14 protein-coding genes are annotated in these 12,661 nt (G+C 69.5%); 12 read left to right on the forward strand and 2 right to left on the reverse strand.

What is annotated here, in order from left to right:
- Positions 1-25 precede the first annotated feature (25 nt).
- On the reverse strand, positions 26-919 hold the full coding sequence (thiL, locus tag DEQ67_RS13945; protein ID WP_115861226.1) for a thiamine-phosphate kinase: 894 nt from the start codon (positions 917-919) through the stop codon (positions 26-28).
- Positions 920-1,070: 151 nt separating this feature from the next.
- Between thiL and DEQ67_RS13950 the strand changes: the two genes are divergently transcribed.
- From DEQ67_RS13950 to DEQ67_RS13995, 10 genes are all read left to right on the forward strand, one after another.
- Positions 1,071-2,099, forward strand: a complete 1,029-nt coding sequence (locus tag DEQ67_RS13950; protein ID WP_115861228.1) for a lysylphosphatidylglycerol synthase transmembrane domain-containing protein — start codon at positions 1,071-1,073, stop codon at positions 2,097-2,099.
- Positions 2,100-2,213: 114 nt separating this feature from the next.
- Entirely contained in the window at positions 2,214-2,669 is a 456-nt protein-coding gene (locus tag DEQ67_RS13955; RefSeq protein ID WP_004041740.1) for a 30S ribosomal protein S19e, read from the forward strand.
- A gap of 105 nt (positions 2,670-2,774) precedes the next feature.
- Positions 2,775-3,137 carry a DNA-binding protein gene (locus tag DEQ67_RS13960; RefSeq protein WP_004041739.1) on the forward strand — a complete coding sequence of 121 codons (363 nt, stop codon included), beginning with the start codon at positions 2,775-2,777 and terminating at the stop codon, positions 3,135-3,137.
- Between the two features lie 3 nt (positions 3,138-3,140).
- Complete coding sequence (locus DEQ67_RS13965; protein WP_004063031.1) at positions 3,141-3,731, forward strand: DUF7411 family protein; 591 nt, start codon at positions 3,141-3,143, stop codon at positions 3,729-3,731.
- 106 nt (positions 3,732-3,837) lie between these two features.
- Positions 3,838-4,743 (forward strand): EamA family transporter, encoded by a 906-nt coding sequence (locus tag DEQ67_RS13970; RefSeq protein ID WP_004063032.1) that lies wholly within the window; start codon positions 3,838-3,840, stop codon positions 4,741-4,743.
- Positions 4,744-4,797: 54 nt separating this feature from the next.
- Positions 4,798-6,093 carry a histidine--tRNA ligase gene (gene hisS, locus DEQ67_RS13975; RefSeq protein WP_008606374.1) on the forward strand — a complete coding sequence of 432 codons (1,296 nt, stop codon included), beginning with the start codon at positions 4,798-4,800 and terminating at the stop codon, positions 6,091-6,093.
- Positions 6,094-6,215: 122 nt separating this feature from the next.
- Entirely contained in the window at positions 6,216-6,662 is a 447-nt protein-coding gene (locus tag DEQ67_RS13980) for a universal stress protein (protein WP_008606373.1), read from the forward strand.
- A gap of 70 nt (positions 6,663-6,732) precedes the next feature.
- Positions 6,733-7,584 carry a tRNA pseudouridine(38-40) synthase TruA gene (gene truA, locus DEQ67_RS13985; protein ID WP_115803274.1) on the forward strand — a complete coding sequence of 284 codons (852 nt, stop codon included), beginning with the start codon at positions 6,733-6,735 and terminating at the stop codon, positions 7,582-7,584.
- 87 nt (positions 7,585-7,671) lie between these two features.
- A complete protein-coding gene (locus DEQ67_RS13990; protein ID WP_004063036.1) occupies positions 7,672-8,319 on the forward strand; it encodes an HAD family hydrolase in 648 nt (215 codons plus the stop codon).
- Between the two features lie 111 nt (positions 8,320-8,430).
- Positions 8,431-8,757, forward strand: coding sequence for a hypothetical protein (locus DEQ67_RS13995; protein WP_115861230.1), 327 nt, complete (start codon positions 8,431-8,433; stop codon positions 8,755-8,757).
- 9 nt (positions 8,758-8,766) lie between these two features.
- On the opposite strand, the gene DEQ67_RS14000 is transcribed toward DEQ67_RS13995, so the two are convergent.
- Positions 8,767-10,104, reverse strand: a complete 1,338-nt coding sequence (locus DEQ67_RS14000; RefSeq protein WP_008608377.1) for a M28 family metallopeptidase — start codon at positions 10,102-10,104, stop codon at positions 8,767-8,769.
- 146 nt (positions 10,105-10,250) lie between these two features.
- Between DEQ67_RS14000 and DEQ67_RS14005 the strand changes: the two genes are divergently transcribed.
- Together DEQ67_RS14005 and pepF are read left to right on the forward strand one after the other, a co-directional pair.
- Positions 10,251-10,406: a DUF7563 family protein gene (locus tag DEQ67_RS14005; protein WP_013035426.1), complete on the forward strand. Its 156-nt coding sequence runs from the start codon at positions 10,251-10,253 to the stop codon at positions 10,404-10,406.
- An 84-nt stretch (positions 10,407-10,490) separates the two neighbouring features.
- Complete coding sequence (gene pepF, locus DEQ67_RS14010) at positions 10,491-12,290, forward strand: oligoendopeptidase F (protein WP_115803278.1); 1,800 nt, start codon at positions 10,491-10,493, stop codon at positions 12,288-12,290.
- Positions 12,291-12,661: the final 371 nt, after the last annotated feature.

Consider the following 12,661-nt stretch of genomic DNA (forward strand, 5'->3'; position numbering starts at 1 on the left):
TCGACACCGCCGCGAAAACAGGATTCTACTCACCGCCGCCGTGGGTGTAACCGCGGTCCGGCACTGCTTCACCGTCGGCGACGACGACTGCGTCTGCGGATTCTTCGACGGCTTTTCCGACCACCGTGAGCGGCACGTCGGTCGCGTCGCGGGCGGCGTCGAGCGCGGCTTGGGGGAGCGTAAAGACGAGTTCGAAGTCCTCGCCGAAGAACGCCGCGAGGTCGCGTCTGTCGTCGGCGTCGGCCGCGACCTCCTCGACCGCGTCGTGGACGGGGAGCGCGTCGAAGTCGAGTTCGAAGCCGCAGTCGCCGGCCTCCGCGAGCTGGTGGGCCGAGCGGGCGAGGCCGTCGCTGGAGTCCATCATCGACGTGGCCGACCCGCGGAGGCCGACGCCGGCGGCGACGCGGGGCGTGAACCGGAACAGGTCGTTCGCGCGGACGGTCTCGCCCGCCTCGAACAGGCGGACGGCGGCGGCCGACCGGCCGAGTTCGCCCGTGACGCAGAGCAGGTCGCCCGGCTCCGCGCCCGAGCGGCGAACCGGGTCGTCGGTGCGGCCGATGGCCGTCGTCGCCGTCGTGAACTCCCGATGGGTGTCGAGGTCGCCGCCGACGTACGACGCGTCGACCGCCTCGCAGACGTCCCGCGCGCCCCGGACGAAATCCCCGAGTTCAGTCTCGTCGAGTTCGACGGCGGCGTAGGCGGCGACGGCGCAGGTGGCGCTCGCGCCCATCGCGGCCACGTCCGACAGCGACGCGCCGACGGCCCGCCAGCCGGCGGTGTAGCGGGTCGTCCCCGCGGGGAAGTCCGTCGTCTCGTGGAGCATATCGGTCGTGACGACGAGGTCGTCGACGACGGCGGCGTCGTCGCCGGCGTCCGGCAGGTCCGCGGCGAGCAGTCTGAGGGCGGCGCGCTCGTCCATATCCGGACGTGTCGGGCGGAGCGGAAATGTCCATCTATCCGCCAGCGAGCGGCGGCGCGGGCCGCGAGTCCCCGACGGCGGCGACGCGAGACCTGTTTCTCGGCCGTCGAATCCGGTGACTTAATGCCCGTCGTAGACGCATCCCCAGCAAATGGCCCGCGAGAACCTCCGCGCGACGGTGCTCGGTTTCGCAGCGGCAATCGCCGTCTTCGCCGTCCTGTTCTACTTCGCGGGCGTGGACGAACTCGTCGCCCGGGTGACGATGGCCGAGCCGACCTACCTGGCCGCCATCCTCGCCATCACGCTCGTGTGGCTCGTCTCGTGGGGGGCGTCGCTGAAGACCGTCCTCGGCGTGCTCGGCGTGGACGTCTCGCTCGTCCGCTCGTTTCTCATCTTCACGGGCGCGACGTTCTCGAACAACATCACCCCGTTCGGGCAGGCGGGCGGCGAGCCCGTGACCGCGCTGCTCATCTCCCGGAGCGCCGACACCGAGTACGAGACCGGGCTGGCGGCCATCGCCAGCGTCGACACCATCAACTTCGTCCCCTCGATTACCATCGCGCTCATCGGCGCGGGCTACTACGCCACGGAGGTGACGCTCGGCCGCAACCTCGAAATCGCGCTCGTCGCCGTGGTCGGCCTCGCGGTCGGCGTCCCGGCGGCCGTCTACACCGCGTGGAAACGCCGCTACGACCTCGAACGCCGGCTCATCGGCGTCCTGACGCCGGTCATCCGAACCGTCTCGCGGTACGTCCCGCGGGTGTCAGTGCCGTCGAACGACGGCATCGAGCGCCGCATCAACGGCTTTTTCCGCTCCATCGAGCGCGTCGGCCGGAACCCGCGGGGGCTGGCGGTCGCACTCGGTCTGTCGGGAATCGGATGGTTCTGCCAGATGGTCGCGCTCTGGGTTGCGTTCCACGCTATCGGCGCGCCCATCGCCTTCTCCATCGCGCTGTTCGTCGTCCCCATCGGTGCGATAGCCGGCGTGACGCCGCTGCCCGGCGGCGCGGGCGGCATCGAGTGGACGCTCGCCATCCTCGTCGCGGCCGCGAGCTCCGCCGTCTCGTTCGACGTGGCGACCGCGGGCGTCGTCGTCTTCCGCGGGTTCATCTACTGGGTGCCCGTCGTCCTCGGCGGCCTCGTGATGAGCACGGAGAGCGCGCGCGGGTGGCGGTCCTGACGGCGCGATACGGGCTGTCACCCCGGCGCACGCCGGGCGGGGCGCAGGAGCCTCCAACCGCCCGTATCGGGCGAATACGATGCCTTTAAACGCCGCGATTATGAACCAATAGCCATGGTAACCATCTATGACGTCCCGGCGGACGCCCTCATCGAGGAGGTCGCCGGACGACTCGAGGACCGTATCGAGCAACCCGACTGGATGGCCTTCGCGAAGAGCGGCCAGACCCGCGAGCTGCCGCCCCAGCAGGACGACTTCTGGTACGTCCGCGGCGCGAGCCTGCTCCGCAAGGTCGCCATGAACGGCCCCGTCGGCGTCGACCGTCTCTCGACCGAGTACGGCGGCCTCAAGCGCGGCTCCAACCGATACAGCGTCTCCGGTGCGCACAGCGACGCCGGCAGCAAGAACATCATCCGCACGCTCCTCCAGCAGCTCGAAGAGGAGGGCCTCGTCGAGACCGCCAAGGGCGAGGGTCGCCGCATCACCGCCGAGGGGACGAGCTTCCTCGACAACGCCGCGTCCGACGTGCTCTCCGACCTCGACCGTCCGGAACTCGAACGCTACGCGTAGAGCCGCCGACACACACCGAGAGTTCTTCTTCGACGGCGGATTCCCCGAGAGCCGTCTGTATGCGGGTCCGTAATGGTTTTCAGACATCGGACCGTGCGCTAGGGTATGAGTGGCAGTCCCGACGATGAGCGACTGGAGGAGCTTCGAAAGAAGAAGATGCAGGAACTCCAAGAACAGCGGGGCGGCGGCGGACAGGGCTCCGCGGAGCAACAGCAGGCCGAGGAGGCCCAACAGCGCGCCGAACAGCAGAAACAGGCGCTTCTCAAACAGCATCTGACCGACGAGGCCCGCCAGCGCCTCAACGCCGTGCAGATGTCCAAGCCGGACTTCGCGGAGCAGGTCGAACGCCAAATCGTCGCCCTCGCCCAGAGCGGGCGCATTCAGGGCCGCATCGACGACGACAAGATGAAGGCGCTCCTGAAGGAGCTGCAGCCCGAGTCGAAGAGCTTCAACATCCGCCGCCGGTAAGACGTGGAACTCGCGCTCCTCTACAGCGGCGGCAAGGACTCCTCGCTCGCCGCGCTGCTTCTCGACACCTTCTACGACGTGACGCTCGTGACCGCCCACTTCGGGGTCACGGAAGACTGGACTCACGCCCGCGACGCGGCGGCCGAACTCGGCTACGCCTTCGAGACGCTGGAGCTCGACCGCGAGGTCGCGGCGGCGGCGACCGCCCGGATGGTCGAAGACGGCTACCCCCGAGGCGGCATCCAACACGTCCACGAACACGCGCTCGAAGCGGTCTGCGGCCTCGACTTCGACGCCGTCGCCGACGGCACCCGCCGCGACGACCGCGTCCCCTCGATTTCGCGGGCGCAGGCCCAGAGCCTCGAAGACCGCCACGGCGTCGACTACCTCTCGCCGCTTTCGGGGTTCGGCCGCGGCGCGGTCGACCGCCTCGTCGAGTCGCATCTCGACGTGGAGACCGGCCCGTCCGAGGAGATTCCGAAGGCCGACTACGAGGGCGAACTCCGCCACCTCATCGCCGCCGAACACGGGCAGGCGGCGGTCGACGAGGTGTTCCCGGACCACGTCCAGAGCTACGTCCACGGCCGGCGCTGAGGGCGGCCCCGCGTTCTGACGCCGTCCCGGCCCGGACACCCGCTCCCCCGGCGCGCCCCCGATTCGTACCGCGTCGTTTTTCACGCCGCCGCGCGCCGGGTGAGGCATGGACCCCGGCATCGCCTACTCCGTTCTCGCCGCGTTCGTCTGGGGCGTCTACATCTTCGCCCTGAAGCGGTACTTCCCGGGCTACTCCGGGGCGGTTCTCACGGTCGTCGTCAACGCCTTCGCCGTCCTCCTGTACCTCCCGGTCACGGCGGTGACGTACGACCCCGCGGCAGTCCCCTCGCTGGCCGAACTCGGCGCGACGGGCGTCGGAATCGTCGCCGGTACGGCCGCTCTCGTCGGCGTCGCGCTCATCCTGTTCGTCGACGCCCTCGAAGCCGGCGACGTGTCCTACGTCGCGCCCATCAACAAGCTCGTCCCGGTGTTCGTCCTCCCCATCGAGATTCTGTTTCTGAACCAGTTCCTGACGGGTGTTCAGGTCCTCGGCGTCGCGGTCGCCACCGTCGCCGTCTACGTCGCGAACTACGAGGGCGGGGCGTTCCTCGACCCGCTCAGACGCGCCGTCCGGTCGCGGCCCGCCCAACTCGCGCTCGCCAGCGCGGCCTGTTACGCCGTCAGCGACGTGGGCAAACGCGTCGCCCTACAAGAACTCGGCATCCCGACGAGCGTGTTCGTCCCGGTGCTGTTCGTCGGCGCGGCGCTCGCCGTCCTCCCCGTCGCAGTGCGGGAGTGGCCGGGCGTCCGCGGCGACCTCCCGAAGTTCGCCGCGGCGGGCGCGCTCGTCGCCGTCGGAGAACACGTCACCTCGACGGCCTTCGGGCTGGTGCCGGCGAGCGTCGCCTCGCCAATCGTCAACACGCAGGCCATCGTCGCCGTCGTCCTCGGCGGGGTCGTCCTCCGAGAGGCGCGGTTCGGCACGCGCCTCGTCGCCGCCGTCCTCGCGGTCGCCGGCGTCTCGCTCATCGCCCTCGGCGACGCGGCGGCGCTCCGCGCCCTCGTCGGGTAGTCGACGTCGCCCCGAACAACAGGTTTCAAGCGCGACCTGCGCCAACCAACGCCCATGTACGACCGACTCAAGGGATTTCGTGACTTCTACCCCGGCGAGATGTCGGCCCGGCGCGAGGTCGTCGACACCGTCGAGACCGCCGCCGCCCGCTACGGCTTCCGCGAAATCGGGACGCCCCACCTCGAACGGACCCAGATGTACGTCGACAAGTCCGGCGAGGAAATCGTCGAGGAGCTGTACGCCTTCGAGGACAAAGGCGGCCGCGAGGTGGCGCTCACGCCGGAGCTGACGCCGACGGTCGCCCGGATGGTCGTCGCCAAACAGCAGGCGCTGTCGAAGCCCATCAAGTGGGTCTCGACCCGGCCCTTCTGGCGCTACGAGCAGGTCCAGCAGGGTCGCTTCCGCGAGTTCTACCAGACCAACGCCGACATCTTCGGCTCCTCGGAGCCGGAGGCCGACGCCGAGATTCTGGCCTTCTGCGCCGACGCGCTGACCGACCTCGGCCTCACGGCCGACGACTTCGAGTTCCGCGTCTCCCACCGCGACATCCTCGGGGGCCTGCTCCGGTCGTTCGACGCCGACGTGGACGTCGCCGACGCGGTCCGCGCCGTCGACAAATCCGAGAAAGTCGAGCGCGCGGAGTACCTCGGCCTCCTCTCCGACGCCGGCCTCTCGTACGACCAGGCCGACGAGTTCGCCGACCTCATCGAGCGCGGCGACCTCGACGAAATCGCGGCGTTCGGCGGCGACGACGTCGAATCCGCGGTCGAGAACCTCCGGAACGTCCTCGCCGCCGCCGACGACTTCGGCGCGGGCGAGTTCTGCGAGGTGTCGCTTTCGACCGCCCGCGGGCTGGACTACTACACCGGCGTCGTCTTCGAGTGCTTCGACTCCACGGGCGACGTGTCGCGGGCGACGTTCGGCGGCGGCCGCTACGACGACCTCATCGAGTCGTTCGGCGGCCAACCCACCCCCGCCGTCGGCGTCGGCATCGGCGGCGCGACGCTCCAACTGCTCTGTCAGCGCGCCGGCGTCTGGCCCGACGAAGAGCTGGCGACCGACTACTACCTCCTCACCGTCGGTGACACCCGCGGCGTCGCCTCCGACATCGCCCGCGACCTCCGCGCGGCGGGCAACGTCGTCGAGGTCGACGTGTCCGACCGGAGCTTCGGCGCGCAGATGTCCTACGCCGACTCCGTCAACGCCGACACGGTCGTCATCGTCGGCGAGCGCGACCTCGAAAACGGCGAGGTGACGGTCAAGGACATGGCCAGCGGCGACCAGACGACCGTCCCCGTCGACGACGTCCCCGGTGACCGCGACGCGCCGACCTACGAGGACTACGAGTAGGCCGCCTCGCGGGTCGCGCCGGCAACGCCGACTGTCCCGCCGCCCCCCATCGCCGCCGCGATTCTCGCGCCGCGATACCGGCGCGCGCCCTGTTGTTTCCGCCCGTCGTACGGGCGAGCGACATGTACGACAGGATTCTCGTCCCGGTGTACGGGAGCGCCCCCGCCGACGAGGCGCTCGACCGCGCGCTCGACCTCGCGGCGGCGACGGACGCGACGCTGTACGCCCTCTACGTCGTCGACGAGCGCGCCCTCCACGCGACCCAACTCGACGCCGGCGGCCTCGTCCGCGCCTACGAGGCGGAAGGCGAGCGCATCGTCTCCGAGGCCGTCGAGGCGGCCGAGGCCGACGGCATCGAGGTCGTCACGGCCGTCGAACACGGCTCGCCGCACCGGGCGATTCTCCGGTACGCCGAGGAGGTCGACGCCGATCTCATCGTGATGGGCACCCACGGCCGCCGCGGCATCGAGCGCTACCTGCTCGGGAGCGTCACCGAGCGCGTGCTTCGACTGGCCGACGTGCCGGTGCTCTCCGTCCGAAGCGAGGACTCGCCGGTCGAACGCGAGTGAGCGATGCGGTCGGGCGGGCGCGACGGCGCGGGTGGCGTCGGTTAAGTAGTCCGCCGGGCAAGCACCCGCCATGCGCGCCTTCCGCGTCGCCTACGACGGACGCCCGTACCACGGGTTCCAGCGACAGCCGGACGTGCCGACCGTCGAGGACGCCATTTTCGACGCCTGCCGCGCGCTCGGCGTCTGCGACGACGACGAGGAACCGACCGACTACGCCGCCGCCGGGCGGACCGACGCCGGCGTCTCCGCGCTCGCCCAGACGGTCGCCTTCGACTGTCCCGACTGGTGTACGCCGCGGGCGCTGAACTCGGAGCTACCGGGCACGGTCCGGGCGTGGGCCGCCGCCGACGCCCCCGACGACTTCCACGCCCGGCACCGGCCGACTCGCCGCGAGTACGTTTACGACCTCCACGCGCCGACGGAGGGGTTCGACGACGACCGGGCGAAAGCCGCCTTCGACGCCTGCCGCGGCGACCACGACTTCCACAACCTCACGCCCGACGACCACGGAACGGTCCGGTCCATCGACGGCGGCCTGACCCGCGACGGCGACTTCCTCCTCGTGCGCGTCGAGGCCGGCGGCTTCGCCCGCGAACTCGTCCGCCGACTCGTCTCGCTCGTCCGCGCCGTCGGGTCGGGCGCGGCCCCCCTTTCGAAGGTGGACGATGCGCTCGGTCCCGACCACCTCGACGGCCCCGAGGGCATCGCACCCGCGCCGCCGACGCCCCTGCTTCTCACGGCGGTCGACTACCCGGAAGTCGAGTTCGACGTGGACGCGATGGCCGCCGAGAGCGCCGCGGCGGCGTTCGAAGAGCGGGCGCTGGCGGACCGTATCGGCTGGCGCGTCGGCTCGCGCATCCGCGAGGGAGTCGAGCGGGCGGGCGATGCCAGACGCGTCGGCGACGGCGAAGACCGCGGTTGACCGACGCGTGAGGGGTCAATAGCCCTCCGGAGCGGTTGGGGTCGCACATAGCAACGTTATCGTCGGTCGAGGCCGAACGATTCGACCATGTGCTACGACGCTGTCATCTTCGACAACGACGGCGTGCTGACGAAGCCGACGCTGCTCGAAGTCCAGCGGGAGGCGGTCAGGCGGGCGTTCGACGAGTTCGACGTGGAGCCGACGACCGAGACGGTCGACGGCGTCATCAACGGCGGCCTCACGCGCCTGCGCCGCATCTGCGCGGTCCACGACGTGCCGGTCGATGACTTTTGGTCGCACCACGAGACCCACGCCGCGGCGACCCAGCGGGCGTGTCTCGAAGACGGGACGAAACCGCTGTACGACGACGTGGCCGCCCTCGACGACATCGACCACCCGCTGGCGGTCGTGAGCAACAACCAGCACGCGACCATCGAGCACATTCTGGACGTGTTCGACATCGGTGACCGATTCGAGGTGGCCTACGGCCGCGACCCGACCGTCGAGGGCGCGCGGGTGAAGAAGCCGGACCCGCACTACATCGAGCGCGCCATGGGCGAACTCGGCGTCGATTCGGCGCTCTACGTCGGTGACAGCAACGTCGACGTGGTCGCGGCCGACCGCGCCGGCATCGACTCGGCGTTCATCCGCCGACCGCACCGCGACGGCTACCGGTTGGCCGCCGAGCCGACCTACGAACTCGACTCGCTCGACGAACTGCTCGCGGTGTGCTGACGCGCGGGAGAACCTCGCGGCCCCTGCAACCCTCACCCCGCGACCTTCACCGCGGGTCCGCGCCGCGTATCGACCAGTAGACACATCACGCGGCTCGCCGTCGGCTCACGCATGGACCGGTCCGCCGCGTGGGACGCCACCCTCCGCATCGTCTTCGGCCTGTTTATCATCGGCGTCGGCAACGCCGTCGGCGGCTTTCTCGCCGGCACGACGGGTATCGCCGGCCTCGCGCTCTACCTCCTCGTGGCCGTGCCGACGTTCGTCTACGGGATGTTCTACGTCGTCATCGGGGCCGGAATGGTTGTCGAGGCCGCGACCGAACGCGCGCTCGAAGCGGCGGAGCTAACGGTCGAAGTCAGCGACGGCGACGACGGCGGCGAGGGACGCGACTCGGGCGGCGACAGAGGAGACGACACCGAGTCGTCCGCGCGCGACTGACCGCCGGACTCACTCCCAGCCGTCGGGCCAGATGCCCGCCGCCTTCATTCCCGTCTCGAAGTCGGCGTCGCGGAACGCCGCGGCGAGGTCGTCGTCGTCGAGCCGCGGAATCTCCCCGTCGGCGGCGGTCGCCGCGAGTTCGCGGACGATAAGTGCGGTCAGCATCCCGTGTTCGCGGACGTTTCTGTCGTCGACCTTGTCGCGGGTGTCGGCGTGGGTGTGGCCCCAGCCGCGGCCGCGCTCGCCGCTTTCGCTCCTGAGTTGGAGCGCCGGGACGCCGGCGCGGACGAACGGCCACTGGTCGCTGAACGGGTGCGGTTCGGGTTCGATGTCGACCGGGTGGCGCGTCTCGTTGCCGACGCGGGTCGCCACCGCGGCGGTCGCCTCCGAGGTGTGGCTGTGGGCGACGAGGTCGCGGAACCGACCCGCGCCGTCGACGTTGACGACGGCGGCGACGCGGTCGAGGTCGAGGCGGTCCGCGAGGTGTTCGGAGCCGGTTAGCCCCAGTTCCTCCGCGCCGACGCCGACGACGCGCACGCCGAGAGCGAGGTCCATCTCGGCGAGGAGTCGCGCCGCGGTGACGACGACCGCGATGCCACAGCCGTTATCGAGCGCGCCTTCAGCGATATCGTGGGCGTCGAAGTGGGCGCACAGGAGGAGTTCACGGTCGGTGTCGGGGCCGACGCGCCCCTCGACGTTCCGGCTCTCGCCGGGCGTCGTCTCGGCGTCGACCGCGAGGGTCGCTTCGCCGCCGCGGGCCGCGTAGTCGGTCAGCCACGACCCGGTTTCGGCGCTCACGCCGACCGCGGGGGCGGCGGCCTCCTCGTCGTAGCGGAGCGCCCCGGTCGGCGGGAGTTGGCCGGGGACGTGGTTGACGAAGACGAAGCCGACCGCGCCGGCGTCGATTGCGTAGTTGAACTTCTCCATCCGGTGGACGAACCGGCCGCCGGCGGGGGTGGTCGTGCTGGCGACGACGAGCGCGCCGTCCACGTCGGCGGCGTCGATTTCGCTCGGCGTGCCGTAGCCGACATCGACCAGCGGACCGGAGACGGTCGCCGGGGGCGCGTACGGAAGCGCGACGGCCTCGAAGCGCCGTTCGTCGGGTGCGGTGAGGTCGAGCGTCGTGTCGCCGCGGGTCCAGCGGGCCATCTCGAAGGGATCGAACTCGACGCGCCGGACGCCCGCGTCGGTGAAGGCGTCGGCGACGAGCGTGCTCGCGCGTCGGTCGCCCGGCCCGCCGGCCATCCGGTCGCCGATGGCGGTCAAGTCGGTGAGGAACGCCCACGGGCGGTCGTCGACCCACGTCCGGGCGAACGCCTCGCGGACCGCGGGAGAGAGGTCGTCCATGGCAGTTCCACACGCCCGCCGGTCAAAGTGGTTTGCGCCGCCGGGGGCCGCGTCGACTCGGGCGGCCCGCCGCGGTCGGGGTCGGTGTCGGATGCCGAAAATCGCCCACAACATCTAACTCAGTTGACGTGGTACGCACGACCGCCATGCCTACATGTCAGAACTGCAATTCTTTCGTCACGGAAGGTTACGTCAGGGTGTTCGCCCCGGAGGGCATGGACGCCCCCCGCGTCTGTCCGCACTGTGAGGACTTAGTCCGGGACGGTTCGCAGGTCCGAGAAGCGAGAGCGACCCGACACTAACCGCGACGCGGCCGCCCTCCTCGTCCCCGCTTCGCCGGTCGATTGATAAGGCTTACCAGCCGCGCGCGCGTCACAGTACCCGACATGAGTTCGGTTCCCGAGCGGAGCGACATCGACGAGGAGTACAAGTGGGACCTCGACAGCATCTACGCGTCCGACGACGAGTGGGAGGCGGCGTACGAGGACGTCGCAGAGCGCGTCCCCGAACTGGCGAGCTACGAGGGCCGCGCCACCGAGGACCCCGAGACGCTCCTCGAACTCCTCGAAACGATGGAGGAGGTGCTCCGCGAGGTGTCGATGGTCGTCTCCTACGCGAACCTCCGCAGTAGCCAGGACACCCGGAATCAGGAGTACCAGGCGCAGGCCGGCCGCGCCGAGGCGCTGGCGTCGAAGGCCCGCAGCGCGGTCAGCTATCTGGACCCCGAACTGCAGGAACTCGGCCGCGACGGCGTCGACGAGTTCGTCGAGGAGGAGCCCGAGCTGGCGGCCTACGAGCACTACTTCGACGACGTGCTCCGGACGAAAGAACACACCCGCTCCGCCGAGGTCGAGGAGGTCCTCGCCGACCTCTCGGACGTGACCGGCGCGTCCAGCGACATCTACTCGATGCTCGCCAACGCCGACTTGGAGTTCCCGACGGTCGAACAGCCCGACGGCACGTCGGTCGAAATCACGCAGGGTAACTTCACGAAACTCCAGAAACACCCCGACCGCGAGTTCCGCCGGACCGTCCACGAGGAGTTCTACGACCGCTGGGCCGACGTGCGCAACGCGGTCGGCACCTCGCTGAAAAACAGCGTCAAGAAGGACGTGAAGACCGCGCGCATCCGCGACTACGAGACCGCTCGCGAATCCGCCCTCGACGGCCCCAACGTCCCCGTCGAGGTGTACGACAACTTACTCGACACCGTCCGCGACAACCTCGGCCACCTCCACCGCCACGCCGAGTTGAAACGGGAGGCTATCGGCGCGGACGAACTCAAGATGTGGGACCTGTACGTGTCGCTCACCGGCGACCACGGCCCCGAGATTCCGTACGAACAGGCGAAGGAGTACATCGTCGAAGCCGTCGAACCGCTCGGCGAGGCCTATCAGGAGCGGATGGCCGAGGGCCTCGACGACCGCTGGGTCGACGTGTACGAAAACCGCGGCAAGCGCTCCGGGGCGTACTCCGCGGGCACCTACGACACCCAGCCGTTCATCATGATGAACTACCAGGACGACCCCGCATCGATGTTCACCCTCGCCCACGAACTGGGCCACTCGATGCACTCCGAACTCGCCAACGACGCCCAGCCGTGGCACGATGCGAGCTACGACATCTTCACCGCCGAGGTCGCCTCCACGGTCAACGAGACGCTCCTGACCGAGTACCTACTGGAGAACGTCGACGACGACGAACTCCGGACGCACGTCCTCGACGAGTACCTCGAACGCTTCCGCTCGACGCTGTTCCGCCAGACGATGTTCGCGGATTTCGAACTCCAGATTCACGAGATAATCGAGAACGACGGCGCGCTCACGCCCGACCGCTTCGACGAGCTGTACGGCGACCTGAAGGCGACGTACTACGAGCCCGCGGCGACCGACGACCGCATCGCCCGCGAGTGGGAGCGGATTCCGCACTTCTACTACAACTACTACGTCTACCAGTACGCGACGGGCATCTCCGCGGCGGCGGCCATCGTCGAGCGCATCCGCGAGGAGGGCGAGTCGGCCGCGGCGGACTACCGCGAGGCGCTCGCGCTCGGCGGCAGCGAGTACCCCCTCGACGTGCTCCGAACCGCCGGCGTCGACATGACCGAACCCGAACCCATCGAGGACGCGATGTCGGTGTACGCCGAGTTCCTCGACGAGGCCGCGACGCTCCTCGACCTCGAATAGGCGAAAAATCGCAGGCCGGGCTCAGCCGACCTGTCGTTGCATATCCGGCCTGCAATCGACGGTGATTGCGTGGGAAGTGTCGGATTCACTCCCGCCCTAAGCGGCGGGGTTCTCTCCTTATAGAAAGATACTCTCACAAAGTGCCAGTTTGACGAGAGCGACAGCCACGGAGTGGAAGTAGCCAACGCAATGTGCAACACGGCTTGGCGAAGCTATCACTCGGAGACGTAGGAATCAGAAAGCCGTGTCACTCCGCACGTACTTCGTCGCAGAAACGGGCTGGGAGGGACTTGAACCGGGCCCAGACGTGCTCGCTTCGCTGTGCGCGACTGGTCGGGTTCAATCTCTCGAAGCCGTTTCACTCCTCACGG

This window comes from Haloferax sp. Atlit-48N, assembly GCF_003383015.2.
Taxonomy (GTDB): Archaea; Halobacteriota; Halobacteria; order Halobacteriales; family Haloferacaceae; genus Haloferax; species Haloferax volcanii.